Raw genomic sequence first — 26,142 nt, forward strand, 5'->3', positions numbered from 1 at the left:
CAAACGCCTGGAAGGCCCGCACCGGAGACGGTGCGGGCCTTCGCGCATGGGCTACTCGTCGCCGCGCAGGGTGAACGACCGCAGCCGGTCACCGGTGAACCAGAGCGACGCGAGGGTGAGGACCGTCGCGGCGACCAGGGCGTAGGCCAGCCCGGTGCCGGGACCGCTCACCTGCGGGCTGATCTCTTGGGCGACCCCGCGCCCCCACGCCCCGATGGAGACCCACTTGATCCCGCCGAGGAGCGAGCCGAGCAGCCCCTCCCACAGCAGGGCGAAGAGCAGCCCGATGACGACGGCGTGCCGGGTGAAGGCTGCCAGTGCGAGGAACAACGCCGTGTACGCCGTGCCCGCCAACACCCCGGCGACACCCCACGCGACGGCTTGGCGCGCGTCCGCGCTGTCGAGGACCAGGCCTGCGACCAGGAGGGGCAGACCCCCGAGCGCGACCGTGGCAGCCCACGCGACCGCGAACTTGCTGAGGGCGATGACGTGTCGGCTCACCGGTTTGGAGATCAGGTAGACGATCGACCCGTCGTCGACCTCGGGACCGAGCACCGCGGTGGCGGCGAGGAGCGCGACAAGGGGCAGCGCGAGCGTGAAGCCCAGATGGAGCACGGCGTCGTAGCCGACGGCGTCGTCGGTCAGCGCCGCGACGATGACGGCGAGGGCCAGCAGCACGGCGGGGATGATGACCAGCACCAGGCCGCGGCGACGGCCGAGGAGGGCCTGGCGGGAAAGGCGCAGGATCGTCTGGTTCACGGTCAGCCCCCCACCAGGTAGGCGAAGACGCTCTCGAGCGACTCGTCGGTCGGCGTCAGCTCGAGGATCCGTATGCCGTGCTGCCGGGCCACCTGCGGCAGCCGGACCGCGAAGGCGCCGAAGTCGGAGACGGACACGTCCACGCCGCCCTTCGGGCGCAGCGACACCGCGACCACGGACGGCTCGGCGATCAGCGCGCTGGCCAGGCCACGGTCGTCGTCGCCCACCACGACGTACTGCACCGGGCGGTCGGTCATCAGCCTGCGGATCTGGCCGAAGTCGCCCGACGCCGCATGACGTCCGGACACGACGACCTCGATCTGCCGGGCCACCTGCTCGACCTCCTCGAGGATGTGCGAGCTGAAGAGCACGGTGCGACCCTCGGACCCCATCCGACGGAGCACGGTCATCAGGTGGAGCCGCTGGCGGGGGTCGACGCCGTTGAACGGCTCGTCGAGCAGGAGGACGGCGGGGTCGTGCACGAGCGCGGACGCGAGCTTCACGCGCTGCCGCATGCCCTTGGAGTAGGTCCCGATCCGGCGGGCTGCGGGCTCGCCCATCTCGACCACGTCGAGGGCGCGTTCGGTCGCGGCGCCGGGGTCGGCCAGCCCGTGCAGCTCGGCGTTCGCCTGCACGAACTCACGACCGGTGAGGTAACCGAAGCTCAGCTCGCGCTCGGGCACCAGGCCGATCGCGCGGTAGGCGTCGGTGTGCCGCCAGATCGGTGTGCCGTCGAGGGTCACCGAGCCGGCCGACGGCGCCAGGAAGCCGCTCATCAGGGCGATGAGCGTGGTCTTCCCCGCACCGTTCGGTCCGAGCAGGCCGGTCACTCCGGGTCGCACCGTCATCGAGATGCCGTTGACGGCCACGACGTTGCCGTACCACCTGGAGGCCTGGTCGATCGTGATGACGCTCATGCCGTCGCGACCCGTCGGTAGCGCCACACCAGGCCGCCCAGGCAGGCGGCGGACAGGCCGACGAACACGACGACGTAGGCGGTTTGCATCGGCACGCCCGTCGGTGGCGTCGCGATCTCGCCGTCGGCCCACATCGCCATCAGCCCGCGGTAGAGGGAGTAGGGCGAGAAGAGCCCCGCGACCTCACCGACCCGTGGGTGGTGCTCCTCGCCGGCGATGCCCTGGATCGCCGTCACGATCCCGTTGCCCAGCAACAGGAGCGCGATGGTGGCGACCACGGCAAACCCACGTCGGGTCGACCACGAGGCGATCAGCCCGGCCACGCCGGCCAGCGACAGGGCGAGCAGCACTGCCAACCCGGCGCCCACGGCAGCTTCGCGGGACTGGTCGGACACGTCGAGCTCCCCCAGCAGCGCCACGGCATACAGGATCAGGACGGGGAGCAGCAGGAAGACCAGGGTCGCGCCGAGGAGGGAGCCCCAGCGGGCGACGGCGTAGGTGGCAGACGGCAGCGGGCGCGCGAGGTAGAGCGAGATGGTGCCGTGCCGCAGGTCGCGCGAGAAGAGCACCGGCGCCTGCGAGGCGACGAAGATGCCGAGCAGCACCTGCGTCGTCGAGGCGTACTGCGCGTAGCCGACCGGCAGCTCCTTGAGGCCGACCAGCACCATCACGCCACCGATGATGACGGCCGGCAGGACGTTGAGGCCGAGCAGGATGAAGGGCAGCACCTTCGACCGGCCGGAGCGGCCGAGGCCGAACGCGTTGCGGAACCCGGTGACCAGCAACGCCCGGGCAATGGCCGTGGGTCCGAGCCGTGGACCGGTGTACGGGCGGTACCCGAGGTCGTGGATGACGCTGCGGCCCTCGGGGGTGGCTGATGACGGGTCGGTGGAGAGCTCACTCATCAGAGCCATGCCCCTCGACAGCGCCATGCCCCTCGACAGCGCCAGGCCCATCAACGAACACATCCTCGATGCGACGGTGGTCGACCTGGAGCCGCACCAGCCCGACCCCGAGGTCGCTCGCGGTGTCGCGGATCAGGTCGTGCACCTCGTGCCCGTCGGGCTGCCCAGCCGTGGCGTCGACGGTCAGGAGGGCGCCCCGAGGAGTGGTGGCCACGCCGGCAGCGGCCAGCGCCCGCGCCATGCGCGCGGTCGCGTCGTCACCGAGGACCTCGACCAGCAGGACGCCCGTGGCGTCGAGGAACTCGTCGGTGCGCGAGGCCCGCAGGAGGTGGCCGCCGTCGAGCACGACGACGTGGTCGCTCACCCGCTCCAGCTCGCCGAGCAGGTGCGAGGTCACGATGACCGCGATCCCGAAGTCGTGCCCGATCCGCTGGACCAGTCCGAGCATCTCCTCGCGCGCGGCGGGGTCGAGGCCGTTGGTCGGCTCGTCGAGCAGCACCAGACGGGGGTCGTGGGCCAGGGCCTGGGCGAGCTTGGCCTTCTGCTTCATGCCGGTGGAGTAGCCGCCCATCGGCCGGTAGCGCTCCTCGGCCAGCCCGACGTGGCGCAGCACCTCGGCCGCTCGCTCACGGGCCGCGACCTTGGGCAGCCCCGACATCATCGCCAGGTGCACGACGAAGTCACTCGCGCTCACGTCGGGGGGCAGGCAGTCGTGCTCCGGGAGGTAGCCGACGGCCGCCCGGATGGCCGACCCCTGGCTCGCGATGTCGTGGCCGAGCACGTGCGCCCTGCCGCCGGTCGCGGGGACCAGGCCGAGCAGGATCTTGAGCAACGTCGACTTGCCGGCCCCGTTGGCTCCCACCAGTCCCGTGATCCCCGGGCCGATCTCGAGGTCGAGCGAGTCCAGCGCGAGCACCGGACCGTAGTCCTTGGTGAGGCGCTGGGTCTGCACCACGACCCCCGCGTGAACTGATTCCACGCGAGCCACAGTAGCCGCGCAGGTCGGGTCGACCGGCGCGGCTACGTGGAGATTCAGGGGAGGTTCGGTGCAGATTCAGGGCGGGGTCAGGGAAGACCCCTACGTCAGTGACCGATGGCGGGAGGTGCGGTGACAGCGGCGTCTGCGGCTTCAGCGTCGGCCTTGTCGGAGTCAGCCTTGTCGGAGTCGGCCTTGTCGGCAGCGCCGCGCTCCGAGTAGGCCGAGCCACCACGCAGCTCGACGTGCGGCAGCAGCAGCATCACGAGGAAGCCGACCACCATCACCCCGGCACCCACGAGGAAGACCAGGTCCATCGAGTTCGAGAATCCCTGGAGGAACGGCTTGGCCAGCCGCGGGTCGAGGTCGTTGAGGAACGAGCTGTCCTTGAGGACCCCTCCCGCGGTGCCGCCGGCCTGACCGGCCGCCGACGACAGGCCCTTGGCGAACTCGGCGTTGGCCGGGTCGGCCAGCGCCGCCTGGAAGTCCTTGGTGCCGGCCGACGCCTTGAGCGCGGTGGCGATCTTGTCGGGCACCGTCGAGAACAGGATGGAAAGGAACACCGCGGTGCCGAGCGTGCCGCCGATCTGCCGGGTGAAGGTCGCCGACGAGGTCGCGACACCGATCAGCCGCGGTGAGACGGCGTTCTGCACGGCGAGGGTGAGCGGCTGGAAGTTGAAGCCGAGCCCGAGCCCGAAGGCCACCATCACGATGCTGGTCTGCCACAGCGGGGTGTCCGCCTTGATGAAGTGGAAGACGAACAGCGCGAGCGCCAGCAGGGCCGAGCCGATGATCGGGAACCGGCGGTAGCGCCCTGTGCGGCTGATGATCTGGCCCGAGACGATCGAGCCGACCATGATGCCGAGGGTCAGGGGGAGCAACAGCAGACCGGCCTTGGTCGGCGACGCGCCCTTGACGATCTGCAGGTAGAGCGGCAGCGAGGCGAGGCCACCGAACATGGCCATCCCGATGAGCACCGACGCCCCGGACGCGACCGCGACGGTCCGCTCCTGGAACAGCGTGAGCGGCAGCAGGGCCTCGTCCTTCATGGCGCGCTCGACGAGCAGGAAGGCGATGACGCCGATGATCCCGACGACGTAGCAGGCGATCGACCGCCCGGAGCCCCAGCCCCAGTCGCGGCCCTGTTCGGCGACGAGCAGCAGCGGGACGAGCCCGAGGGTCAGCGTGGCCGCCCCCCACCAGTCGATCCGGTGGTCGAGGCGGGTGTGCTGCAGGTGCAGCGTGCGTGAGACGACGAGCAGCGCGACGATGCCGATCGGCACGTTCACGAGGAATACCCAGCGCCAGCCGTCGACACCGAGGATGCTCGACTGGCCCGCGAGGAACCCGCCGATGACCGGACCGAGGACGCTCGAGGTGCCGAACACGGCGAGGAAGTAGCCCTGGTACTTGGCGCGCTCACGCGGCGGCACGATGTCGCCGATGATTGCGAGGGCGAGCGAGAAGAGACCGCCGGCGCCGAGGCCCTGGACGGCGCGGTAGAACGCCAGCTGCAGCATCGACTGGGACAGGGTGCAGAGCACCGAGCCGACGACGAAGATCGTGATCGCGGCCGAGAAGAACTTCTTGCGACCGTAGATGTCGCTCAGCTTGCCGTAGAGCGGCGTCACGATCGTCGAGGTGATCAGGTAGGCCGTGGTCGCCCACGCCTGCTCGTCGAGACCCTTGAGGTCGTCGGCGATCGTGCGGATCGACGTGGCCACGATGGTCTGGTCGAGGGCGGCGAGGAACATCCCCATCATCAGGCCGGTCAGGATCGTGATGATCTGGCGGTGTGTGAGGGGTCCGTCTGGACGGGCGGGGGCGGCGGCTGCCATGTCAGTTCTCCGTGGAAAGAGTGGGGCTGGAAAGAGGGGGGCTGGACGGTGCGGGACCAACAAGCGTGGAGGTGGGCGTGGAGGTGGAGCCGGGGCGGCGGGCGACCAGCTGCTCGCGGAAGCCCTCGAGGTCGGCGCCGAACCGCTCCAGGTGACCGGCGAAGTCGCTGGCCTCCTCGGCGGTCCAGTCGGCCATCAGCTCACCGAACCACTCGGTCCGCTGCTGCTGGATGCCGGCGAGCAGGGTCTGGCCCTCGTCGCTGAGACGGACGACCTGGGCGCGGCCGTCGTCGGGGTCGCTGACCTTGTCGACGAGACCGTGGGCCTCGAGGGTGCTGACCTGCCGGCTGACCGTCGAGACGTCGGAGTGGACGCACTCGGCGAGCACCGAGACCCGCCGGGGCTCGGCGGCCAGGTTGAACAGGATCGGGTAGGCGGTGGCGTCCACCGCGGGGTGGATGCGTGGCGCGTGCTGGCGCAGGGCCTGCAGGAGCTTCATCAGCCGGATCAGGCCGACGCTGACGCGTTCAGCCGTCTGCCGGTCGAGGTGGTGCGTGGACATGGGCGACCTGGGATCTGTGCAGAAAGTTGCTTGCGACATACAAGTATCACGAGATGGTTGTGTGGTGCAAGCAACGACCCGGCCGACGGCCGACGAGCGGAGAGGTGGGTCAGGGAACGAGGACCAGGTTCTCCAGCACTCGGCGGGCCACGTCCTCGTCGCCCTGCACCGTGAAGTGGATGTCCTCCAGCCCACCGCGCCCGGCAGCCCGTCGGGTGAGGGCGTCGGTCGAGAGGGTGATCGTCGTGAAGACGTCGTCGGGGTCCCCGTCGTGGGCAATGCCCGAGAACAGGGGTATGCCGCGCGGCTTGCCGTCGTCGCTGGCCTCCACCCACACGCCTGCTCGCCCGGTCACCGGTCCGGTGCTGTCGATGATCACGACGTTGCCGGGCTCGATGCCCGCGTCGCGTGCCACCATCCTCGGCAGCGAGGCGAAGAGCTGCTCCATGAACACGGTCGCGCCACCGGAGTCGAGGTTGCCGGGCCGACGCAACGCCTGGCGGATGTCCTGCTCATGGGTCCAGATGTCGAGGATCCTGGTGCGGAGGTTCTCGCCCGCCGGCGCCGGCCCCCACGCTCCCCGAACGATGGTCTCGAGCGTCATGTCCGGCGCGCTGAACTGCTCCACCCGTTGCGCCACAATGGTTTCCAGCTCGCTGACCACCTTGGCCCCCAGCATCCCCCGCCGCAGCTCCACCGACCGCTCGATGAACTTGCCGGCTTCGTGGCGCACGTGGTCGTAGTCGGGCAGGTCCACGCGCGGGACGTCACCGGTGTGCAGCCACGACTCCAGGCCCACCACGTGCGAGATCTGGTCCTTCACCGTCCAGCCGGGGCAGGCCGTCGGGAGGTCGAAGTCGGCATCCGAGCAGGACCGACCCAGGTCGATGACTGCCTGGGTCGTCTGCTGGTAGGCCGTGACGAGTCCGGCCAGGTCTTCGGGTGCTGCCGGGTGCAAGGACATGGCTCCACCATACTTAGGCTGTCGCCATGACCTCTCCCGTCGCCAAGACCGTGAACGCCCCCGCGGCGCCCTCGGCTCCCTTGGGGCGGCTGGCGCTCCTGGCGCTCGTGCTGGCGGCCCTGGTGGCGCTCCCGCTGGCGGCCGTCATCGGCGAGGCCGCGACGGCCCCGGTCATCGGCGACCCCGGGGGCTTCGTCCGGTGGGGATTGCTCTACGCCCGGGTGGTCCACGACCTCGCCGCCGCGGTGACGGTGGGGCTGCTCGTCCACGCGGCATACCTCGTGCCTGAGACGACGCGCACGAGCCGCCGGCTGACCGCCACCAGGCTTGCGGGCATCGCCGCCGGGCTGTGGGCGCTCGCCGGCGCCGCCGGGTCCGTGCTCGGCATGGCCGACCTGATCGGGGTCCCGCTCTCCGACCCGTCGTTCGCGCAGCAGTTCACGACCTTCGCCTGGCGGATCGAGCCGACCCGGGTCGCGTTGATCACGGCGGGCGTCGCAGCCCTCGTCTCCGTCCTCGCCCTGGTCGTCACCAGCCGGGCCGCGATGGCCTGGCTCTCGGTGATCTCGGTGCTCGGCCTGCTGCCTCTCGCGCTCGCGGGACACGCGGCCGGGGCGACCGACCACAGCACCGCCGTCAACGCGCTCGCGGCCCACCTCGTCGCAGTCACCGTCTGGGTCGGTGGCCTGCTCGCCCTCGCGGTGCTGAAGCCGATCCTGGGCCGCGACCTCGCCCCCACGGCGGCGCGATTCTCGACCCTGGCCGGCTGGTGCTTCGCGGCGGTGGCCCTGTCGGGCCTGCAGAGTGCCCTGATCCGGGTGGGCACGTGGAGCGACCTCGGCACGCGTTACGGCGTGCTCCTCGTCGTCAAGAGCGTGGCGCTCCTCCTGCTCGGGTATGCCGGGTGGCGCCACCGTCGCTCGCTCCTGGCGGGCCTCGAGCGGGGCCGGACCACCACCTTCCTGCGCCTCGTCGCGGCCGAGCTCGTCGTCATGGGGGTGGCGCTGGGAACCGCGGTTGCCCTCTCGCGCAGTGCGCCACCGGTGCCTGACGTGCCCGTCGCGGACGCCTCCCGCACCTTCGCCCTGACCGGCTATCCCGACCCCGGGCCGCTCTCGGGGTCCTCGTGGCTGACGACCTGGACGACCGACTGGCTGTGGCTGAGCCTCGCGGTCGTGGCTGTGGGGACCTACGTCGCCGGCGTGCTGCGGCTGCGCCGCCGTGGCGACGCGTGGCCGGTGCACCGGACGGTCGTGTGGGTCCTGGGCTGGGCGGTGTTCGCCTACGCGACCTCGGGCGCGCCGGGGGTCTACGGTCGCGTGCTGTTCTCGATGCACATGGTCATGCACATGGTCATCGCGATGCTCGTGCCCCTGTTGCTCGTGCCGGCAGCGCCGATCCTGCTCGCCCTGCGCGCCCTGCCGGCCCGCACCGACAAGACCTGGGGGCCCCGCGAGGTCGTCCTCCAGGTGGTGCAGTCGCGGGTGCTCAAAGTGGTCGCCAACCCGGTCGTCGCGGCGGCCCTCTTCTTCTTCAGCCTCGCGATCTTCTACTACTCACCGCTGTTCGAGCTGGCCCTGCGCACCCACACGGGGCACGTCCTGATGGTCGTGCACTTCCTTCTCACGGGCTACCTGTTCACCTGGGTGCTCATCGGCATCGACCCCGGCCCGAAGAAGTGGCCGCCGATCATGCTGCTCGTCGTGCTGTTCGCGACCATGTCGTTCCACGCGTTCTTCGGCGTGGTCATGACCGGCAGCACGACGGTGCTGGCCCCCGACTTCTTCGAGGCGCTCAAGCTGCCGTGGATGAGCGACGTCCTCGGCAACCAGCGCGAAGCCGGCGCCATCGCATGGGGCATCGGCGAGGCGCCGACCGTGATCCTCACCCTGCTCGTCGCGATGGCCTGGGTGCGCACCGACCGCGCCGAGACCAAGCGCAAGGACCGGCAGGCCGACCGCGACGGGGATGCAGAGCTGGCCGCCTACAACGCACACTTGAAGGAGCTGAGACGTCGAGACGACCAACGTCGAGACGAAGGACCACGCGAGGGGCGGCGGTGACGATGCGGGTTGCGGTGCTGCAGATCGGGTACGGCGACGACGAACCCATGGCGGAGCGCGTCACGCGCGTCGCCGACCTGGTGCGCGCCCAGGCCGGTCACGACCTCGTGGTGCTGCCCGAGCTCTGGGCGCCGGGCGGCTTCTCCTACCGCGAGTGGGAGGCGCGCGCCCAGCCCGTCGACGGCCCGATCGGTGCCGCGATGTCCGCCGCCGCCCGTGACGCCGGGGTCATGCTCCACGCCGGGTCCATCGTCGAGCGCCCCGCCGCGGGAGACACCAGCTGGAAAGAGAAGAGCTCGGACGGCCACGGACTCTGGAACACCTCGCTCGTCTACGCCGCGGACGGAAGTCTCGTCGCGGCATACCGCAAGATCCACCGGTTCGGCTTCGGCTCGGGCGAACCGAAGCTGATGGACGCCGGCGAGGACATCGTCCTGGTCGACCTGCCCAGCGGAGAATTCAGTGAGGTCAGCGCTCCGCACCGCGCGGCGCTGTCGACGTGCTACGACCTGCGGTTCCCCGAGCTCTATCGCCGCCAGCTCGACGCCGGCGCCACCGTCTTCGTCATCCCGGCCGCATGGCCCGCGGCGCGCGTGCGGCACTGGACCCTGCTCGCCCACGCGCGTGCCATCGAGAACCAGTGCGTCGTCATCGCCTGCAACACCGCGGGCACCCACGCGGGCACCGCGATGGGCGGCCACTCGCAGGTGATCTCGGCGACGGGCGAAGCGCTGGCCATGGCCGGCAGCGGCGAGGAAGTGCTCAGCGTCGACGTCGACCTGGCTGCGGTGACCACCTGGCGCGAGCAGTTCCCCGTCCTGCAGGACCGGCGACTGAAAGACCCCCTGTGAAGAGTGCTGCCGTGAAGAGAGAAGCTCGCCTGCGCGCGCCCGAGCTGGTCGGGCGGGGCTGGCTCAACACCGGCGGCGAGCCGGTGACGTTGGCCGACCTGCGCGGGCGCATCGTCGTGCTCGACTTCTGGACGTTCTGCTGCGTCAACTGCCTGCACGTCCTCGACGAGCTCCGTCCGCTCGAGGAGGAGTATGCGGACTCCCTTGTCCTGATCGGGGTCCACTCCCCGAAGTTCGAGCACGAGGCCGACCCCGACGCCCTCGCCGCTGCGGTCGAGCGCTACGCCGTGCACCACCCGGTGCTCGACGACCCCGACCTCGTCACCTGGCAGGCCTACACCGCCCGCGCGTGGCCGACGCTGGTCGTCATCGACCCCGAGGGCTACATCGTCGCCTCGATGTCCGGCGAAGGACACGGCCACGGCCTGTCGGTCCTCATCGAGGAGCTGATCGCCGAACACAGCGCCAAGGGCACCCTGCGCCACGGCAACTCGCCGTATGCCGCGCCGCCGCCCGCCCAGACCGCGCTGCGGTTCCCCGGCAAGGCGGCCGCCCTGCGGGACGGTTCGTTCCTCGTCTCCGACACGGCGCACCACGAGCTCGTGTGGCTCGAACCCGACCTGGAGACCGAACGCCGACGCTTCGCCGGCACGAACGAGTCCGGTCCGCTGAACGAGCCGCAGGGGGTGCTGGTCCTTCCGGCGGACACGGCTGAGCGAGTCGGCTACGACGTGGTCGTCGCGGACTCCGTCAACCACCGGATCCTCGGGCTGCGGCTCGCCGACGGGACCTGGACGGTGCTCGCCGGGACGGGCCGCCAGCTGCGCGAACGGTCTGGCAGCGGCCCGGCCCTCAAGCAGGACCTCTCGACGCCCTGGGACCTGGCCTGGTTCATCGGCAGGGTCGTCATCGCGATGGCCGGGACCCATCAGCTGTGGGCCCTGCACCTGGCCACCGACCCGGCTGACAACACGGTCGCGGTGCTCGGGGGCACGTCCGCGGAGGGCATTCGCGACGGAGCGGCGGACGAGGCGTGGTTTGCCCAGCCGTCGGGGCTCGCGGTGTCGGAGGACGGGTCGCGCCTGTGGGTCGCGGACTCCGAGACCTCCGCGCTGCGATCGCTCGACGTCACCGACGAAGGCTTCGTCGTCACCACCCACGTGGGTCAGGGCCTGTTCGACTTCGGCCACCGGGACGGCACGGCTGACGACGCGCTGCTCCAGCACCCCCTCGGCGTGACCGTCCTGCCGGATGGCTCGGTGGCCATCAGCGACACCTACAACGGCGCGATCCGCCGGTTCGATCCGGTCACCCGTGAGGTCAGCACCCTGGCCACCGGCCTGCGCGAGCCCTCCGATGCCGTCATCGAGCTGACCGAGGTCGGCGACACCCAGTCCCCGAACCGTTCGAGTGTCGCGCCTCGAGCGCGCCTGGTGGTGGTCGAGTCGGCGGCCCACCAGCTCGTGCGGATCCCGTTGCCCGACAAGGCCCAGCGCGTCGACGGCCTCGCCCAGCGCACCCAGCGACCCCGCACCGAGGTCGCGCCAGGTCCCCTGACCCTGACGGTCAGCTTCTCCCCGCCCACGGGGCAGAAACTCGACTTCCGCTGGGGCGACCCGACTCGGTTGATGGTGTCGGCGACCCCCGAGGGCCTGCTGCGCGAAGGTGCCGGCAGCGCCGAAGGCCTGACGCGCACGCTGACCCTCGACCCGGCGGCCGGCGACGGAGTGCTGCACATCTCGGTGCAGGCCGCGTCGTGCGACGGCGACCCCGAGACCGGCGAGGTGCCCGAACACGCCGCCTGCCACCTCTACCAACAGGACTGGGGTATCCCCGTCGTGCTGGTCGACGGCGCCACCACCGAACTGACCCTCGACCTGCGAGGCGTCTGACCTACGAGTGGGCGGGCGCGCGCGTAGCGTTCCCGGTTGGCCCCCAAGATCCTGCCGCAGCGCCTACCCTCGGGTCATCGGTTCGCTCCCGCGCGGGCCGCTGCGAAGGGGTGGGCGACATGTGGTGGCTGCTTGCAGTGCTGGTCGCGATCGGCGTCCTTGCCTGGGTACTCCAGCGGCGTGGGGCGACGTTCGACGGACAAGACGACCGAGGGGACGCGGGACGCCCGCCCGAATCCTTCAAGATTCCCGGCGCAGGCGGCGGCAACTCAGGCGGCTTCGCCGGCTGAGTCGCGGCCCCCGCCAAACTCCCGCCGGGCATGCCACAGCCCGCGCCGCCGCGCCGCCGAACTCCCGCAGGGCCTGCCACAGCCCGCGCCGCCGCGCCGCCCCGCCCAACTGTCCTCGCCTCACGTCCGGAGAGCGAAGATGACGGACTTCTTCCCCTGGCCGTCCGTGTCGATCCGGTGTGAGTAGCGCGGGTCGTGGATCCGGCGATGGTGGTATCCGCACACCGGGACTGCCAGCGCCAGATCGGTCCGACCACCGCTTGCCCACGGATCCTCGTGATGGAGCTCTGACCAGGCATAGGGCCGATCGCACCCTGTCGCCGCACAGGTGTCGTAGGTCGTGGCGAGGGCGACCCGCTGCGCCTCGGTGAAGAATCGCTCTTGGCGCCCGAGGTCCAGCGGAACCGATCGTCCACCCAGAACCGCCGGAAGGATGCCGGCATTACAGGCCAGTCGGCGGGCCTCCCCGGCGGAGATGTCGTGGCCGGTGTCAAGGTGGGCGGCTCCGACAGCAGCCTTGAGCTGGTCGTGGTCGATCGTGACGACCACCGTGGCTGCGACCTTGCCGCTGAGCGTGTCGGTGGGGAGGTGCTCGAGCAGCTCGACGAATGCCGTGCCGTAGCGGTGTGCCCAGTCACCGTCCGCCTGGAAGGCCTCCCAGGTGGCCGCTGTGACATCGGCAGGCGTGGCGGCACCTGCAGCCTTGGCCGCCTTGGCAGCCTGCTGGGCGAACCGACGGGGCGATGCGATCTGTTGAACGGTCTTGGCCAGGATCGAAGCCGCAAGAGTCGGCAGCGTGAAGTGGCCGGTCGTGGTGCCGTCGCCGTTGTGGTGCCACGTCAGCCGCGCCTTGGCCAACGCCGCATCTTCCTCGCTGCGCAGCACCTGGTCCTCGTGGGCGTCGACCTCGGCCTGCGAACGCTGCGCGACCGACAGGATCCGCCTGCCCTGCTTGCGCAGGGTGCCCGGGTCGACCAGCTTGGCTCGGCGCACGAGATCTGCCTCGATGGCCGTCCGCTCCTGCGTGCTCACGCCGTGGGGCAGCTGGGCGGTGGCCGTCGCGATCACCTGGGCGTGCTCGGTGGAGACGTCGCCGGCGGCCAGGGCCTCACGGGTGGCGTCAAGGCCGTTATCCAGGGCCATCGCGAGCCGCACGTCACGGGCCGCCTGACCGCCCTCGCGCCGCGTGCTCGCCGCCAACCATGCTGACGTGTCGGTGAGCCCGGAGTCGGCGGCGACCTCAGAACGGTCAGCCTCGGCGACGAGTGAGAGCCGAACGGCCTGCAGCCGTGTGATCACCCGGTCGACGTCGCCCAGGGCCGCCGCCGCGGCAGTGCCGCCGCTCACGTCGCCGGTGTGGACCCGATCCAGCAGCTCGTCGATCTCGCGCAGCACTTCGACCGTCCCGAGTGGGGCGGTGAGAAGGCTGGCGGCTGCTGACATGTAGGCAACCATAGTCGAACATCTGTTCGAACACAAGCACAATCCACAGAGAGACTGGCCAGAAAGGTGGTCAGGTCTCGCGACGGGCTGCCGGAAGGGGTGGCGAGTCGGTGCCGCTCTCCGGCCCCTGTCGCGACGTGGCGGTATGAGAAGAATGCGCCGCGTCACTGCAGGTCAGGAGCTTTTGGCCATTAGAGTTGAGGGAACGGGTGACCAGTGCCCGCAATCCCCAGGAGTGAGCATGTACATCGGAGTCGGCACCTTCCTGATCGTCGTCGGCGCGATCCTGACCTTCGCGCTCAACGCGTCCACCGACGTGGTCAACCTCGGCATGATCGGCTGGATCTGCATGGCTGCAGGCGTGCTGGCCATCCTGCTGTCGCTGATCGTCACCCGCCGCACCACCACGGGCGCCGGCTACTCGTCGCGCCGCGTGAGCCACACCGACCCGGCCACCGGCACCCGTGTCGACGAGGTCGACGTGGACCCGCGCGCCTGACCAACCCCACAGGCATCACCTGACCGACGACGAAGCGGCACCGGACTGATCCGGTGCCGCTTCGTCGTGCCGGGACCACCCGGCATACCTGCGTGGGAACGGGTCAGAACGCGGACTCGGGGAGGTCCATCAGGGCGTTGTCGGTCGCCTCGGCGATCGCGCGCTCGGCGGTGATCTTGGGCAGGACGTTGCGTGAGAAGAACGACGCGGCAGCGATCTTGCCCTCGTAGAAGTCGCGGTCCTTGGCCGAAACCCCTTCTGCTTCAAGGGCCTTGGCCGCAACCGCTGCCTGGCGAAGCAGGAGCCAGCCGATGACGAGGTCGCCGGCGGACAGCAGCAGGCGTGAGGTGTTCTGGCCGACCTTGTAGAGGTTGGCCAGCTCGCCACCCTCCTGGCGCGGGTCGGACTTCATCAGCTCGCCGACCATGTAGCCGATGATGCCCTGGACGTCCTCGAGGCCCGTGCCGAGCAGCTCGCGCTCGGCGTCGAGCCGTCCGCCACTGGCGCCGAGGTCCTTGGCGAACTCCTGGATCTGCAGGGCCACGTGCGACAGGGCCTGGGCCTTGTCCTTGATGATCTTGCGGAAGAAGAAATCGAGGCCCTGGATCGCCGTGGTGCCTTCGTAGAGCGTGTCGATCTTGGCATCGCGGATGTACTGCTCGATCGGGTACTCCTGCAGGAAGCCGGACCCGCCGAGGGTCTGCAGCGACTCGGTCCCGAGGAGGACCCATGCGCGCTCGGAGCCGACGCCCTTGACGATCGGGAGCAGGAGGTCGTTGACCCGGTTGGCGATCTCGGCGGCGGAGCCCTCGGCGAGCTCCTCGGAGCCACTCTCGAGGAACGCCTGGTGCACGATGTCCTGCTGGGTCGCGGTGTACATCACGAGCGCGCGCAGCCCCTCGGCATACGCCTTCTGCGTCATCAGTGAGCGGCGCACGTCGGGGTGGTGCGTGATGGTCACGCGGGGCGCGGCCTTGTCGTTCATCTGGGTGAGGTCGGCGCCCTGGACGCGCTCCTTGGCGTAGTCGCGAGCGTTGAGGTAGGCGGTCGACAACGTCGAGATCGCCTTGGTACCCACCAGCATTCGCGCGTGCTCGATGACGCGGAACATCTGCGCGATGCCGTCGTGGGTGTCGCCGAGCAGGGTGCCGACGGCCGGCTCCTTGTCGCCGAAGGTGATCTCGCAGGTCGTCGAGACCTTGAGGCCCATCTTGTGCTCGAGGTTGGTGACGTTGGCGCCGTTGCGCTCGCCGAGCTCACCGGTCTCGAGGTCGATGTGGAACTTCGGGACGATGAACAGCGACAGTCCCTTGGTGCCCTCGCCTGCGCCCTCGGGGCGGGCCAGCACGAAGTGGATGACGTTGTCGGTCATGTCGGACTCACCGGAGGTGATGAACCGCTTGACGCCCGTGACGTTCCAGGTGCCGTCGGCGTTCTCGCTGGCCTTGGTGCGGCCGGCGCCCACGTCGGAACCGGCGTCAGGCTCGGTCAGCACCATCGTGCAGTGCCAGCCCTTGTCGACGATCCAGTGGGCGAGCTTCTTCTGCTCGTCGTTGCCGAGGATGTAGAGCAGGTTGGCGAACGAGTAGGAGGCGGCGAACATCGCGATCGCCGGGTTGGCGCCGAGGACCATCTCGTTCATGGCCCACTTCAGGCTCGGCGGGGCGACGGTGCCGTCGAGCTCGCGCGGGACGTCGATGTTCCAGAAGCCGGAGTCGACGTAGGCCTGGTAGCTCTTCTTGAACGACTCGGGCATGGTCACCGAGTAGGTCTTGGGGTCGTAGACCGGAGGGTTGCGGTCGGCGTCGGCGAACGACTCGGCCAGCTCGTTCTCGGCCAGCCGCGCGACCTCCTTCAGCATCTCCTTGGCGGTGTCTGCATCGACATCGGCATAGGGGCCGGTGCCCAGGACGTCGCCGCGGCCGAAGACCTCGAAGAGGTTGAACTCCAGGTCGCGCAGGTTGCTCTTGTAGTGGCCCATGTCGGGGAACCCTCCGAGTGGTGACTTGTGGTCGACCGGCCCGTACCGGCCGGTAACTTCCATGATTCTACCGGTGGGTAACAATTGCAACCCCTCTGTGGGATTCCCCACCAAACGGATGACGTATGCCGCGTGCCCCCGATGACGCGGGCGCGCGGGGGAGGGCACGGCATACTCACGTGGTGTGACCGAGGAACCCCAGACGCAGCCTTCGAGCCAGCCGAGCAACGCGGTCCAGCGTGCTCGGGCCGACCTCGACGCCGGGCGGGAGTGGAAGGCGCGCGAGCGCCTTGTCGGACACCTGGCGGGGGAGTTCGACGCCGAGGCGCTGGAGCTGCTGGGCGAGGTCAACTACGCGATGCGTGACCTGCCGGCGGCGGGGGCCGCCTGGTTCGGCACGGCCCGACGCGGCAAGGACGTGGACGAGGCGGTCGAGGCGTGGCGGGAACGGCACGGCGACCACTTCGGCCAGATGTGGAGCAGCCTGCCGCGGTCGGTACGGGAGCGGGAGGGCAACAAGCGGGTCGACGCGCTGCGGCGACGGGCTGAGCAGGCCAAGACGCCAACCACCGCGACCAGCTCGCCGCGGCCCCCGGGTGCGGACGCGCCGCCCGGCTCGAGCGCCGGAGAGGGTGGCCCGGATGCTGCGACGATCATTGCCGTGGCCCTGGCAGGGTTGTTCGTGGTGTGCGCCGTCATCGGCCTCGTGACCCTCCTGGGCTGGATGGTCCCCGGCTGAACGGCGTGGGTCCACCCGGCTGTCGGTGGCTCCTGTCACTCTCGACGCATGGACAACACCTCGGATGTGCTGCTGTTGCACGCGGTCCAGGCCTGGTGTGACGAGTGCCAGGGCGAGCGGATCCTCGTGCCCGTGATCGACGACCTGCCCGGCGGCTTCTGCTGCACGGTCTGCGACACGGCGGTCTTCTCGGCGCTCGACGACCTGCCTCCCGTCGCCGCCCTGCGCCGTTCCGCCTGACCCGCGCGAGGCCCGCCAGATGGGGGGACGCGGTCCTAGGCTGCGCGGGCGCCGGATGCGTACGCTTGTGGGTGTCGGCGTCGTCGTCGGCGCGGAGGTGGATCGCGTGGGCGAGCTGGAGCACTCCGTCTGGATCAAGTCAACACCTGAGCAGGTGTGGCACACCTATGTCGACCCCACCCGCATTCCGCAGTGGCAGACTGGAAAGCCGTCCATCGGGGAGCTGCAGGGTGGCCATGGCGAGCCCGGCTCCACGTACGTCTCGAGGCGTGGCCCGCTGTCCGCGCGCACGACGGTGCTGCGCGCCGACGCACCCCACGAACTGGTCACGAGGACTGACGCCTACTTCGGCCTGCAGCTCGAGGTGACCTCACGCCTCAGCGGGCGATCGGGTGGCACCGACCTGCAGCTCCACGTTTCCACACAGTGGCGCCGCCGCCTCGGTCCTGTCGGCAAGGTCATTGAGCTGGCGATCCTGAGCCCTACTGAGGCTCGCAAGGAGCTGGCAAACCTGAAGTCCCTCGTCGAGCGGCAGGCCCCGGCCTGATCGCCGCCTTGGTGCGCCGTGAGGCCACCGTTGCTGGTGCCGGTCTCGAACTGGTTGCGATAGCGCCCGTCGCGCGCCATGGCCAGCAGGATCGGTATGCCGCGGTGCTGGCGGTCAGGGTGGAAGTTCAGCGTCACGCGCAGGCCCGGTTCACGTGGTTCCCGCTAGGCGCGGAGCCGCTCGAGGGCCGCGCCCAGGATCCGCGCGCCCTCGGGGAAGGCTCCGGGATTGGGCCCGGTGTAGTTCAGTCGCAGGTAGGCCCCCGCCGGCTCGGCGGGGAACCACTCTGTCCCCGGGGCGACGAGGACGCCGTCGCGCAGGCAGTCCGCCGCGAGCCGCTCGAGGTCCGTCCCGTCGGGGAGGCGTACCCAGAGGTTCAGGCCACCCGTCGGCACGTGCTCGACGTGGGCCTGCGGGACGTGCTCGCGAAGGCTGTCGAGGAGGAGGTCGCGTCGGGCTCGGAGCTGTTCGCGGACGCTGCGCAGGTGCGTCTGCCACGCGGGCTGGGTCACGACATCCAGAGCTGCCGCCTGGAGGAGGCCGCTGACGTACATCGAGTCGGCTCCGCGGTCCGCCAGGATGCGTTCCCGCGCCGGTCCGCGAGCGATGACGGCGGCGATGCGCAGCGCCGGCGACACGCTCTTGGTCAGTGAGCGCAGGTAGATCACGTGGCCCGAATCATCATGCGCCGCAACGGGTCTGGGCGTCGTGGTGATGCCGAAGTCGTGGGCCCAGTCGTCTTCGACCAAGAACGCGCCGTGGTCGCGGACGACGTCGAGCACCTGTTCCGCGCGTTCGGTCGACCACTGGGCGCCGGTGGGGTTCGCGTAGTTGGGCTGCGCGTAGAACACCCGGGCGCCGCTCTCCTCGAAGGCCCGCGCGAGCTCGTCGGGGTCGGGGCCGTCGTGTCCTGACGGCACCGGGACGACGCGCACCCCGGCCTGGGCAGCGGCGGTGATGGCACCCCAGTAGGTGGGCGACTCCATGAGCACCGGCTGTCCGCCGGCCACCAGGGCGCGGAACACCGAGCTGAGTCCGCTCTGGCTCCCCGGCAGCACGACGACATCGCTCGCGGCGGGTGGCGTGACCCCCACGGAGCTTGCGGCGCCCAGCTCGTGCGCGAACCACGACTGCAGCTCGGGGAGCCCGGCCGCCGGTGGGCGCGAGGTCGCCGTGTCCCCACGCACCGCCCTGGTGAGGGCCGATCGCACGAGCCGCTCGGGCAGCAGCTCGCGCTCGGGGTAGCCGGAGTGCAGGGCAATGACGTCGTTGGGCGCGCTCCGCATCGCGGTGGAGACGGCCTGGCCGCGTGACTGGGGTGCTCGCAGGGCCGCCGTCTGCCAGCCGTAGTCCGACGGGCGTGCCGTGCGGACCGCTCGGACGAACGTCCCGACGCCGGGGCGGGTCTCGACGAGTCCCTGGGTCGTGAGCTCGCGCAGGGCCTTCTGGACGGTGACCGGGCTGGCTTGGTGCTGGGTGACCAGGACCCGCGTCGTGGGGACGCGCGCCCCGGGTGGAGCGCTGGCAATCCAGTCGCGCAGTGTTGCCGCGATCCGGGAACTGCTATCGTTGTCCATGACGCAACATAGTAGCGCTACTCTGATTCGTGGCTCGGCGGTATCCGCGACGCCACTGGCCGGGATGCTGTGGGGACTGGTCGGGGTAGCAGCCTTCTCGTTCACCGTGCCGTTCACGCGGGTGGCCGTCGGCGGCCTGTCGCCGTTGTTCATCGGATCGGGTCGCGCCGTGGTCGCGGCAGTGCTGGCCGGATCGGCACTGGCCCTGACCCGCCAACGTATGCCGCGTGGTCGCCAGTGGGCGCGGCTCGCGGTGGTCGGCGGCGGGGTGGTCGTCGGCTTCCCGCTGCTGACGTCCTTCGCCCTGACGACAGCGCCCGCGAGCCACGGAGCCGTCGTCATCGCGCTGCTGCCGGCTGCCACCGCGACGATGGCCGTGCTCCGCGGTCACGAACGCCCGCCGGTCGCCTTCTGGGTCATCGCCCTGGTGGGGGCGGTCGCGGCGATGGGTTTCGCGTCGGCCCAGTGGGGCGGCCTCGGGCACCTGCGGTGGTCGGACCTGCTCTTCTTCGGCGCCGTGGTGGCTGCGGCAGTCGGCTATGCCGAAGGTGGCCTGCTGGCGCGGGAGCTCGGTGCGTGGCAGACGGTCTCGTGGGCGCTCGTGCTGTGCTCGCCGCTGATGGTGTTCCTGGCAGGGCTGTCCGCGTCGCACCAGCCTCCGTCCGCGACTGCGACGCAGTGGGCGGCGTTCGCCTACCTCGGTGTGGTCAGCATGTTCCTCGGCTTCTTCGCCTGGTACCACGGCCTGGCCATCGGCCCGATGGCCCAGGTGAGCCAGGTCCAGCTCGTCCAGCCGGTGCTCTCGATCGCCTGGGCGGGACTGCTGCTGGGGGAGGACCTGACCTGGGTCACGATCGTCGGCGGGCTGGTCGTCGTCCTGTGCGCGGGTGCTGCCGTCCGGGTGCGGCTCAGCGCGGAGGGAGACTGACGGCCATGTACCTGCCGCACTTCAACGCCCTGGACGACGTCGTGGCCATCCGACGGATGGTCGAGGAGATCGGCTCGGCGCAGCTGGTCTCGATTGGTCCGGACGGCTACCCGCTGGCGACCCTGCTCCCGATCGTGTGGCGCGGTGACACCGTCATCGCCCACCTGGCGCGGGCGAACCCGCACTGGAGGTCCATCCGCGCAGACGAACCCGTCCTGCTGGTCGTGACCGGTCCGCAGGCCTACATCTCTCCTTCCTGGTACGCCAGCAAGGCCGAGCACGGCAGGGTCGTGCCCACGTGGAACTACTCGGTCGTGCAGCTCAGCGGGCGGGCGACGGTGCACGACGACGGCGAGTGGGTCCGCGGGGCGGTGGACGAGCTGGTCGAGCGGCACGAGGGCCATCGTGCGGCGCCGTGGCGCAGTGCCGATGCGCCGCAGAAGTACCTCCAGGGGCAGCTGCGCGCGATCGTCGGGGTCGAGATCTCGGTCGAGCGGGTCGAGGCGAAGGCCAAGCTCAGCCAGAACCGTTCGGCAGCGGACCGGGCAGGAGTGGTGGACGGGTTGCTGCACGAAGACTCTCGCGAGGCTGATGCCGTGGCCGGCCAGATGCGGGCGTGGGGGTCCAAGCCTGCCTGACCTCACCTCACCTCAGCCGTTGGCTCCCATCAGCGCGGCGAACCCTGCCAACCCGGGACCGGTGTGGGTGGCCAGGCGTTCACGCGCGTCATCCAGTGCTGCCGACTCGGGGTGTCCGGGCGGGATGCGCGCCGGGTTGAGCGCGACCTGGTTCGACCACTCCTTGATGTCGGGCTCGGCCATGAAGGACATGGCGGCCCGCGTGCCCAGGACGTTCATCTTCGCCCACTCCGCCATTGAGTTGCCGTACGGCGTCGGCGGGCAGAGCCGGTTCTTCTCCTCGTCGTCCTGCCGGGTCGCCTCGACGTACCCGACCAGGGCCGCACCGAAGCACGGGAAGCCGGCCCGGATCGCCTGCAGGGTGATCCCTTCGGGACGCCAGACGGGGACGAGCGGGGGGTACTTCAGCCCGTCCGCCGCACAGTGCACGACGAGGGCGTCCTCCGCGACGGCGACCGATCCGTCGGCGAAGGAGAGCTTCCCCCGGTCCACGGTCTTGAGGTGCCCCCGTCGCACGACGTTCTCGAGCGTGCGCAGCTGCTCGAGCTCCCACGTGGCCAGGGTCGGGGCCTTGGCCATCGTCGGCAGAACCGTCCGGTCGACCCGCAGCATGATGCCGGCCTCCTCCAGGCGGAGGAACAGGTCGTCGAGCGAAGTCGCCTGGGACGCTGCCCGCATCGTGTCGGCGGCCATGCCGAGGAAGATCGTGGGGTTGGGCTGGACCACGGCCCGGTTGACCATCCACGGGTCGCGGGGCCGCACCCAGCAGATCGCGTCGGGGTCGACGCCGCGCGACAGCAGCCAGATGCAGGCGTCGGTCGCGGTCTTGCCCGACCCGGCGACGACGTACTGGCTCGGTGCCTCCTCCAGCCGGGCGAGGTTGTTGACCGGCAGCACCCTGGCGTCGTCGGCGACATCGAAGGGCGCCGGCTTCTCCGCAGGGATGCTGGGGGCGAGGTAGGCGGCGTTGACGATGCGGCACCCCTCGGACACCTCGAACCGCTCACCCGAGATCCGCGAGACGACTCCGCGGTCAGCGACATACTCGCAGTTGGGGAAGAACTCGACCTTCCCCGACTCCACCATCCGGTCGAGCATCCGCGCGTAGTAGGTGCAGATCTCCGACTGGGACGCTCGCTCCTGAAGACCCTCTTCGGGACCACGCTGCTGCAGCTGGCCTCCCCCGAGCAGGGTCGACGCGACGCCGTAGAAGGCAGAGGACTGGTGCAGGCGCACGAAGGGGTACGCCTCGAGCCAGTGCCCACTGACCCCATGGCGACGGTCGACCAGGGCCACGCGGACGTCGGCATGGTCGATGAGCGCGTCCGTGAATGCCATCCCCATGGCACCGGCCCCCACGACGAGATAGTCAGCGTCGATAGTGCGCATCATGAATCCACGCTGCCACGCTCCCGGTCGGCGCGTCTATGGACCGCTTGGGGGGTATGCCGCGCGAGGCGCGCCGTCGCGACGTGCACCGTCGCGACGCGGCATACCCAGAATTGGCCCCAGCGTGGGCCTGCCACCTCCCGAGGCACGCCCCGGGATGTGGCAGGCCCTGAAATGGGATAGTCCTTTCTCCATACACGGAAGGCTGATCAATGAGGTCGTGGCGCAAGTCCGAGGCCGGCTCGTTCGCCAGGATCTACGCCTGGCTGGTGGTCAGGCTCCGCTGGTTCGTCGTGCTGGGGTGGGCAGCCGGCGCGATCGCGGCCGCCGTCTGGCTCCCGGCAACCACCCCCAACGCGGATCTGGGCGGGTTCGCACCGCCCAACAGCAGAGCCATCGCGACGGAGACCACGTCGGCCAAGGCCTTCGGGTTCCCCATCCTGTCGCGCACGATGCTGGTCCAACGCGACGAGCACGGCCTGACCCAGGCCGCGCAGCAGCGAGCACTGGAGCGCGCGGTCGGCGTGGCCCAGCGCACGATTGGTGACGTCGGCCCCATCGTGGCCGTCGTGCCCATCGCCAACACGCAGGGCGCCTTCCCGTCGTCGTCGGAGCAGGGCACCACGGCGCTGAGCTACGTCTTCACCAAGCCGGGCACGACCTTCGGCGCGGAGGTCGCCGCTGCCGGCGCGTTCGGTCGAGAGCACGTCAACCAGCCCGATGACCACCTCGTCGGGGTGACGGGCACCGTCCCCGCCCAGCTTGCGCAGTCGAAGATCCTCTACGACCACCTGCTGCTGCTCGAGGGCGCCACCCTCGTGGCGGTCATCGGGATCGTCGCCCTCAAGTTCCGCTCGGTCGTCGCCCCGCTCGTCGCGCTGGTGACGGCCGCGGCGTCGTACTTCCTGGCCGTGCGCATCACCAACTACGCCGGCGGGTTCGTGGAGGGCGGGGCGCCCGAGGAGCTCAAACCACTGGTGCTCGCCCTGGTGCTGGGCATCGTGACGGACTACGCCATCTTCTACCTCTCCAGCATGCGCACCGGCCTCGAAGACGGCCTCGACAAGCTGACGGCGGCCAAGGCCTCGGCCGCGCAGACCGGCCGGATCGTCCTCGTGGCGGGGATCGCGGTGGCGGCGGGCAGTGCCGCGATGCTGGTGGCGAAGTCGGGCTTCTTCCGCGCCTTCGGACCCGTGCTCTCGCTGTCGGTGCTGTCCGCCGTGGTCGTCTCGCTGACCTTGTTGCCGGCACTCATGGCGATCTTTGGTCACGCCCTGTTCTGGCCGACCCGACCCAAGCGGAGCCGCACTCTCCCCGTGGCGCGCGCCGCCGCCCGCGTGCTGACTGTCAGGGTGGTGGCGCTCGTCCTCGGAGGAGCCTGTGTGCTCGGGCTCGCGGCCCTCTCCGCCGACGTGGGGCGCCTCCACCTGGGCGTCTCCTTCGTCGCCTCGCTCCCCACGGACAGCGAGCCGCATGCCGCCGCGCAGGCCGCGTCCTCGGGCTTCGCGCCCGGGATCGTCGCGCCGACCGAGCTCCTGCTGCAAGGCAGCGGCGTCGGCACCGACCGGGAGAAGCTCACCCGCCTCGGTCAGGAGCTGGACAAACAGCCGGGGGTAGCCGGCGTCCTCAGTCCCAACGCGCTGCCCGACGAAGTCGTGCGAGGCGCGCTGGTGACCAAGAGTGGCGATGCCGCTCGCCTCCTCGTGATCCTCGACCACGACCCGCTTGGCCCGACGGCGATCCACGACCTCAACCGCCTGTCGGCGGCCATGCCCGGCATGCTGCAGCGGGCGGGGCTGGAAGGAGCCCGCTACGGCGTGGCAGGGGACACGGCCGTGGCCAGCGAGCTCGTGGCGGCGACCAACGCCGACCTCCAGCGGATCGCGATCGCGGTGCTGCTCGTCAACCTGGTCCTGCTCATGGTGTTCCTGCGTGCCATCGTGGCACCGGTCCTCCTCCTCGGCTGCAGCGTGCTTGCCCTCGCCGCTTCGCTGGGGTGTCTGACGCTGGTCTTCCAGGACCGGCTGGGCCACGAGGGCGTGGCGTTCTACGTCCCGTTCGCCGCCTCGGTCCTGCTGCTGTCGCTGGGGTCCGACTACAACATCTACGGGGTCGGCCACGTCTGGACCCGGGCCAACCACACGACGCTGCGCAAGGCGATCGCTGAGCGGATCCCGGAGACGTCTGGCGCCATCACCGCAGCCGGCATCACCCTGGCGGCGAGCTTCGGGATGCTTGCGTTGATCCCGCTGCGGCAGTTCCGTGAGCTGGCGTTCGTCATGGGGCTGGGCGTGCTCATCGACGCCCTGGTCGTGCGGACGATCCTGGTGCCGGCGCTCCTCACGCTGCTGGGCGACTTCAGTGCCTGGCCGCGCAAGCTCAAGGGTGCGGCGGTCGCTCAAGAGGCCGCAGACGACGAGCAGCGGGCCGTCGAAGCGAGCCGCTAGCGCGGCCTCGGCCCTCGGCCGTCGTCGAGAAAGACACCGTCGAACACGTTGCAGTCCTTACCGGTCGCATCCGTGACCGGCGGGTCGGTGTAGCCGTCCGGGCCGCAGACGCGGGGCCAGGCGCTCGGTGGCACGTACTGCCCTGCCCAGTGCGTCACCGAGATGTCGACCTGCTCCGTGGGCTGACGCGCGGCACCGTTGCCGTCGGCAACTCTCCAGGATCCGAGAATCGAGATCATCAGGAGGCCGACTGTCGGGGCAGGGCATCCTCGCCGTTCAGGTGCACGAGGACCACGACAGCCAGCGCGAACAGAGGGATCACCAGCGTCCACATGGTCGCGAGAATCCCGGCGAGGCATCCCGCCGTGACGAGGCCGCGGGCCAACCTCGGTCGCCCAAGGGGAGCCAGCGTTCCGAGCAGGATCAGTGCGCCACCACCGACCAGGGATCCAAACCAGAAGGGGATCCCTCCGTCACCGGTGACCACGGCGCGAGTCGTCTCCGCGATCCCCGCGACGATGTACAGACCTCCAAGCGAAACCGCAAGGATGTCCGTGAGCCTGCGCCGGGTCATGGCCCATTGTCTGGCCGGCGGCCCCGCGCGACAACATCCTCATCCGGCCCAAGAGTCAGCGGCCTCGCGGGCTACGGATCGATGGATGGGTTGAGCCTGGGGTCCCTGCCCTGCACCTTCGGCGGCAGCGAGAATCGCGTGCTGCTGTGTCGCGCGCGGAACAGACGGGCGCCCCGAGGGCCCTGACACTCGGACCATGAGGCTGAGACAGAAGGTCGGATGCGCGATTCATGGTCACCTGTGGGAGTACCGAGAGCTCGACGACTGGATCGTGTCCACCTGCCAGCGCTGCGGAACCGTCTTTGACCTTCCGGCCAGCGCGTACACGGAGGGAAAGCGGACCACGGGTGGCGACCCCGGTCGGGGCATACCTGGCGCCTGGATCGGGTTCATCCAGGACTTCGGATCCGGCGACTGTGGGGGTGGCGGTGGCGGCGATTGCTGACCGCACGGTGCAGGAGCCGGCGACCGCCCAGTGCGGGGCGCCGCGCAGTCGTCGTCTCCAGTGACATCGGCGCCAACCCGGTCCACCATGGAGTCTCCAACTGGAGCGGGTGCATGAGGAGGATCAGTGCTGTTCCACATCACGCAGGTTCACAGTCCTGAGCTTTGCCCCAGAGACGAGGGCGGCTCCAACTCGCTGTATGACGCCAGTGTCGAGGGGGTCACGCTGATCGGTCGCTACGGCGCGAACGCCCAGCACACGCTCTTCCTGGTCGTCGAGGCCGAGGACGTCAATGCTGTCCACAAGTTCCTCTGGCCTGGCTTCAAGCGCTGCACTAGCACGATCACACCGGTCAGCGAGGTCCCAGTTCCCAAGGAGTGACCGACACTTTCACGAAGGTCCCCCGAAGGGCGATCACCGCGGCTGGGGTCACCTTGGCGGCGAGCTTCGGGATGCTTGCGTTGATCCCGCTGCGGCAGTTCCGAGAGCTGGCGTTCGTCATGGGGTTGGGCGTCCTCATCGACGCGCTGGTCGTGCGGACGATCCTGGTGCCGGCGCTCCTCACGCTGCTGGGCGACTTCAGTGCCTGGCCCCGCAAGCTCAAGGGTGCGGCGGTCGCTCAAGAGGCCGCGGACCGGGTAGAGCGGTCTGTCGAAGCGAGTCGCTAGCCAGGCGGGG

26 protein-coding genes are annotated in these 26,142 nt (G+C 70.2%); 13 read left to right on the forward strand and 13 right to left on the reverse strand.

Going from position 1 to position 26,142, the window contains the following annotated elements:
• Positions 1–51 precede the first annotated feature (51 nt).
• The 7 genes from AC1DWP_RS10265 to AC1DWP_RS10295 all read right to left on the reverse strand — a co-directional run bounded on the left by AC1DWP_RS10265 (position 52) and on the right by AC1DWP_RS10295 (position 6,921).
• Entirely contained in the window at positions 52–759 is a 708-nt protein-coding gene (locus AC1DWP_RS10265) for an ABC transporter permease (protein ID WP_477614361.1), read from the reverse strand.
• A gap of 2 nt (positions 760–761) precedes the next feature.
• Complete coding sequence (locus AC1DWP_RS10270; RefSeq protein WP_477614362.1) at positions 762–1,676, reverse strand: ABC transporter ATP-binding protein; 915 nt, start codon at positions 1,674–1,676, stop codon at positions 762–764.
• Entirely contained in the window at positions 1,673–2,581 is a 909-nt protein-coding gene (locus AC1DWP_RS10275) for a hypothetical protein (RefSeq protein ID WP_477614363.1), read from the reverse strand. Before AC1DWP_RS10275 ends, AC1DWP_RS10270 begins: the two co-directional genes overlap by 4 nt.
• Complete coding sequence (locus tag AC1DWP_RS10280; protein ID WP_477614364.1) at positions 2,574–3,560, reverse strand: ABC transporter ATP-binding protein; 987 nt, start codon at positions 3,558–3,560, stop codon at positions 2,574–2,576. Before AC1DWP_RS10280 ends, AC1DWP_RS10275 begins: the two co-directional genes overlap by 8 nt.
• A 104-nt stretch (positions 3,561–3,664) precedes the next feature.
• Positions 3,665–5,395, reverse strand: a complete 1,731-nt coding sequence (locus AC1DWP_RS10285) for an MDR family MFS transporter (RefSeq protein ID WP_477614365.1) — start codon at positions 5,393–5,395, stop codon at positions 3,665–3,667.
• Position 5,396: 1 nt separating this feature from the next.
• Complete coding sequence (locus tag AC1DWP_RS10290; RefSeq protein ID WP_477614366.1) at positions 5,397–5,957, reverse strand: MarR family winged helix-turn-helix transcriptional regulator; 561 nt, start codon at positions 5,955–5,957, stop codon at positions 5,397–5,399.
• Positions 5,958–6,066: 109 nt separating this feature from the next.
• A complete protein-coding gene (locus tag AC1DWP_RS10295) occupies positions 6,067–6,921 on the reverse strand; it encodes a maleylpyruvate isomerase family mycothiol-dependent enzyme (RefSeq protein ID WP_477614367.1) in 855 nt (284 codons plus the stop codon).
• Positions 6,922–6,947: 26 nt separating this feature from the next.
• On the opposite strand from AC1DWP_RS10295, the gene AC1DWP_RS10300 reads away from it, so the two are divergent.
• The 3 genes from AC1DWP_RS10300 to AC1DWP_RS10310 are packed head-to-tail and all read left to right on the forward strand — an operon-like array spanning position 6,948 to position 11,727.
• Positions 6,948–8,984: a bifunctional copper resistance protein CopD/cytochrome c oxidase assembly protein gene (locus AC1DWP_RS10300; protein ID WP_477614368.1), complete on the forward strand. Its 2,037-nt coding sequence runs from the start codon at positions 6,948–6,950 to the stop codon at positions 8,982–8,984.
• A 2-nt stretch (positions 8,985–8,986) separates the two neighbouring features.
• On the forward strand, positions 8,987–9,835 hold the full coding sequence (locus AC1DWP_RS10305; protein WP_477614619.1) for a carbon-nitrogen family hydrolase: 849 nt from the start codon (positions 8,987–8,989) through the stop codon (positions 9,833–9,835).
• Positions 9,832–11,727 carry an NHL domain-containing thioredoxin family protein gene (locus AC1DWP_RS10310; protein ID WP_477614369.1) on the forward strand — a complete coding sequence of 632 codons (1,896 nt, stop codon included), beginning with the start codon at positions 9,832–9,834 and terminating at the stop codon, positions 11,725–11,727. Before AC1DWP_RS10305 ends, AC1DWP_RS10310 begins: the two co-directional genes overlap by 4 nt.
• Positions 11,728–12,137: 410 nt before the next feature.
• Here AC1DWP_RS10310 and AC1DWP_RS10315 read toward each other — a convergent pair whose 3' ends face one another.
• The gene (locus tag AC1DWP_RS10315; protein ID WP_477614370.1) at positions 12,138–13,460 is read right to left on the reverse strand and encodes an HNH endonuclease signature motif containing protein; all 1,323 of its coding nucleotides are present in this window, start codon (positions 13,458–13,460) and stop codon (positions 12,138–12,140) included.
• Positions 13,461–13,701: 241 nt separating this feature from the next.
• Between AC1DWP_RS10315 and AC1DWP_RS10320 the strand changes: the two genes are divergently transcribed.
• Positions 13,702–13,959, forward strand: coding sequence for a DUF6458 family protein (locus AC1DWP_RS10320; protein ID WP_477614371.1), 258 nt, complete (start codon positions 13,702–13,704; stop codon positions 13,957–13,959).
• A gap of 103 nt (positions 13,960–14,062) precedes the next feature.
• Here AC1DWP_RS10320 and AC1DWP_RS10325 read toward each other — a convergent pair whose 3' ends face one another.
• Entirely contained in the window at positions 14,063–15,940 is a 1,878-nt protein-coding gene (locus tag AC1DWP_RS10325) for an acyl-CoA dehydrogenase (protein WP_477614372.1), read from the reverse strand.
• A gap of 184 nt (positions 15,941–16,124) precedes the next feature.
• Between AC1DWP_RS10325 and AC1DWP_RS10330 the strand changes: the two genes are divergently transcribed.
• From AC1DWP_RS10330 to AC1DWP_RS10340, 3 genes are read left to right on the forward strand one after another with little or no spacing between them, the layout of a single operon-like run.
• Positions 16,125–16,679 (forward strand): DUF6584 family protein, encoded by a 555-nt coding sequence (locus tag AC1DWP_RS10330; protein ID WP_477614373.1) that lies wholly within the window; start codon positions 16,125–16,127, stop codon positions 16,677–16,679.
• 48 nt (positions 16,680–16,727) lie between these two features.
• The gene (locus AC1DWP_RS10335; protein WP_477614374.1) at positions 16,728–16,919 is read left to right on the forward strand and encodes a hypothetical protein; all 192 of its coding nucleotides are present in this window, start codon (positions 16,728–16,730) and stop codon (positions 16,917–16,919) included.
• Between the two features lie 55 nt (positions 16,920–16,974).
• Positions 16,975–17,466 carry an SRPBCC family protein gene (locus AC1DWP_RS10340; protein ID WP_477614375.1) on the forward strand — a complete coding sequence of 164 codons (492 nt, stop codon included), beginning with the start codon at positions 16,975–16,977 and terminating at the stop codon, positions 17,464–17,466.
• A gap of 164 nt (positions 17,467–17,630) precedes the next feature.
• Here the strand turns inward: AC1DWP_RS10340 and AC1DWP_RS10345 are convergent, their stop codons facing one another.
• Positions 17,631–19,043, reverse strand: a complete 1,413-nt coding sequence (locus AC1DWP_RS10345; RefSeq protein ID WP_477614376.1) for an aminotransferase-like domain-containing protein — start codon at positions 19,041–19,043, stop codon at positions 17,631–17,633.
• Here AC1DWP_RS10345 and AC1DWP_RS10350 point away from each other — a divergent pair.
• On the forward strand, positions 19,042–19,971 hold the full coding sequence (locus AC1DWP_RS10350) for a DMT family transporter (protein ID WP_477614377.1): 930 nt from the start codon (positions 19,042–19,044) through the stop codon (positions 19,969–19,971). The genes AC1DWP_RS10345 and AC1DWP_RS10350 overlap by 2 nt on opposite strands.
• A 5-nt stretch (positions 19,972–19,976) precedes the next feature.
• The gene (locus tag AC1DWP_RS10355; protein WP_477614378.1) at positions 19,977–20,609 is read left to right on the forward strand and encodes an FMN-binding negative transcriptional regulator; all 633 of its coding nucleotides are present in this window, start codon (positions 19,977–19,979) and stop codon (positions 20,607–20,609) included.
• Between the two features lie 12 nt (positions 20,610–20,621).
• Here AC1DWP_RS10355 and AC1DWP_RS10360 read toward each other — a convergent pair whose 3' ends face one another.
• A complete protein-coding gene (locus AC1DWP_RS10360; RefSeq protein WP_477614379.1) occupies positions 20,622–22,001 on the reverse strand; it encodes a pyridine nucleotide-disulfide oxidoreductase in 1,380 nt (459 codons plus the stop codon).
• Between the two features lie 209 nt (positions 22,002–22,210).
• Here AC1DWP_RS10360 and AC1DWP_RS10365 point away from each other — a divergent pair, with 209 nt between their 5' ends.
• Positions 22,211–24,445: an MMPL family transporter gene (locus tag AC1DWP_RS10365; protein ID WP_477614380.1), complete on the forward strand. Its 2,235-nt coding sequence runs from the start codon at positions 22,211–22,213 to the stop codon at positions 24,443–24,445.
• Here AC1DWP_RS10365 and AC1DWP_RS10370 read toward each other — a convergent pair.
• Both AC1DWP_RS10370 and AC1DWP_RS10375 read right to left on the reverse strand, forming a co-directional pair.
• Positions 24,442–24,684, reverse strand: coding sequence for a hypothetical protein (locus tag AC1DWP_RS10370; protein WP_477614381.1), 243 nt, complete (start codon positions 24,682–24,684; stop codon positions 24,442–24,444). The genes AC1DWP_RS10365 and AC1DWP_RS10370 overlap by 4 nt on opposite strands.
• The gene (locus AC1DWP_RS10375; RefSeq protein WP_477614382.1) at positions 24,684–25,019 is read right to left on the reverse strand and encodes a hypothetical protein; all 336 of its coding nucleotides are present in this window, start codon (positions 25,017–25,019) and stop codon (positions 24,684–24,686) included. The genes AC1DWP_RS10370 and AC1DWP_RS10375 overlap by 1 nt, the downstream gene beginning before the upstream one ends.
• A gap of 196 nt (positions 25,020–25,215) precedes the next feature.
• On the opposite strand from AC1DWP_RS10375, the gene AC1DWP_RS10380 reads away from it, so the two are divergent.
• The 3 genes from AC1DWP_RS10380 (at position 25,216) to AC1DWP_RS10390 (ending at position 26,132) form a co-directional block, all read left to right on the forward strand.
• Positions 25,216–25,464, forward strand: coding sequence for a hypothetical protein (locus AC1DWP_RS10380; protein ID WP_477614383.1), 249 nt, complete (start codon positions 25,216–25,218; stop codon positions 25,462–25,464).
• A 126-nt stretch (positions 25,465–25,590) separates the two neighbouring features.
• Positions 25,591–25,845 (forward strand): DUF3303 domain-containing protein, encoded by a 255-nt coding sequence (locus AC1DWP_RS10385; RefSeq protein WP_477614384.1) that lies wholly within the window; start codon positions 25,591–25,593, stop codon positions 25,843–25,845.
• Positions 25,842–26,132 carry an MMPL family transporter gene (locus tag AC1DWP_RS10390; protein WP_477614385.1) on the forward strand — a complete coding sequence of 97 codons (291 nt, stop codon included), beginning with the start codon at positions 25,842–25,844 and terminating at the stop codon, positions 26,130–26,132. Before AC1DWP_RS10385 ends, AC1DWP_RS10390 begins: the two co-directional genes overlap by 4 nt.
• Positions 26,133–26,142 lie beyond the last annotated feature (10 nt).

This window comes from Pedococcus sp. P2_F6, from assembly GCF_056403675.1.

What these genes read in the sequence shown, in the direction of transcription:
- AC1DWP_RS10345 (WP_477614376.1), bottom strand. Translation starts at nt 19,043, where the DNA reads ATGGACAACGATAGCAGTTCCCGGATCGCGGCAACACTGCGCGACTGG.
- AC1DWP_RS10295 (WP_477614367.1), bottom strand. Translation starts at nt 6,921, where the DNA reads ATGTCCTTGCACCCGGCAGCACCCGAAGACCTGGCCGGACTCGTCACG.
- AC1DWP_RS10370 (WP_477614381.1), bottom strand. Translation starts at nt 24,684, where the DNA reads ATGATCTCGATTCTCGGATCCTGGAGAGTTGCCGACGGCAACGGTGCC.
- AC1DWP_RS10285 (WP_477614365.1), bottom strand. Translation starts at nt 5,395, where the DNA reads ATGGCAGCCGCCGCCCCCGCCCGTCCAGACGGACCCCTCACACACCGC.
- AC1DWP_RS10365 (WP_477614380.1), top strand. Translation starts at nt 22,211, where the DNA reads ATGAGGTCGTGGCGCAAGTCCGAGGCCGGCTCGTTCGCCAGGATCTAC.
- AC1DWP_RS10290 (WP_477614366.1), bottom strand. Translation starts at nt 5,957, where the DNA reads ATGTCCACGCACCACCTCGACCGGCAGACGGCTGAACGCGTCAGCGTC.
- AC1DWP_RS10375 (WP_477614382.1), bottom strand. Translation starts at nt 25,019, where the DNA reads ATGACCCGGCGCAGGCTCACGGACATCCTTGCGGTTTCGCTTGGAGGT.
- AC1DWP_RS10355 (WP_477614378.1), top strand. Translation starts at nt 19,977, where the DNA reads ATGTACCTGCCGCACTTCAACGCCCTGGACGACGTCGTGGCCATCCGA.
- AC1DWP_RS10320 (WP_477614371.1), top strand. Translation starts at nt 13,702, where the DNA reads ATGTACATCGGAGTCGGCACCTTCCTGATCGTCGTCGGCGCGATCCTG.
- AC1DWP_RS10350 (WP_477614377.1), top strand. Translation starts at nt 19,042, where the DNA reads ATGACGCAACATAGTAGCGCTACTCTGATTCGTGGCTCGGCGGTATCC.
- AC1DWP_RS10270 (WP_477614362.1), bottom strand. Translation starts at nt 1,676, where the DNA reads ATGAGCGTCATCACGATCGACCAGGCCTCCAGGTGGTACGGCAACGTC.
- AC1DWP_RS10380 (WP_477614383.1), top strand. Translation starts at nt 25,216, where the DNA reads ATGAGGCTGAGACAGAAGGTCGGATGCGCGATTCATGGTCACCTGTGG.
- AC1DWP_RS10335 (WP_477614374.1), top strand. Translation starts at nt 16,728, where the DNA reads ATGGACAACACCTCGGATGTGCTGCTGTTGCACGCGGTCCAGGCCTGG.
- AC1DWP_RS10305 (WP_477614619.1), top strand. Translation starts at nt 8,987, where the DNA reads ATGCGGGTTGCGGTGCTGCAGATCGGGTACGGCGACGACGAACCCATG.
- AC1DWP_RS10340 (WP_477614375.1), top strand. Translation starts at nt 16,975, where the DNA reads ATGCGTACGCTTGTGGGTGTCGGCGTCGTCGTCGGCGCGGAGGTGGAT.
- AC1DWP_RS10275 (WP_477614363.1), bottom strand. Translation starts at nt 2,581, where the DNA reads ATGAGTGAGCTCTCCACCGACCCGTCATCAGCCACCCCCGAGGGCCGC.
- AC1DWP_RS10325 (WP_477614372.1), bottom strand. Translation starts at nt 15,940, where the DNA reads ATGGGCCACTACAAGAGCAACCTGCGCGACCTGGAGTTCAACCTCTTC.
- AC1DWP_RS10360 (WP_477614379.1), bottom strand. Translation starts at nt 22,001, where the DNA reads ATGATGCGCACTATCGACGCTGACTATCTCGTCGTGGGGGCCGGTGCC.
- AC1DWP_RS10300 (WP_477614368.1), top strand. Translation starts at nt 6,948, where the DNA reads ATGACCTCTCCCGTCGCCAAGACCGTGAACGCCCCCGCGGCGCCCTCG.
- AC1DWP_RS10315 (WP_477614370.1), bottom strand. Translation starts at nt 13,460, where the DNA reads ATGTCAGCAGCCGCCAGCCTTCTCACCGCCCCACTCGGGACGGTCGAA.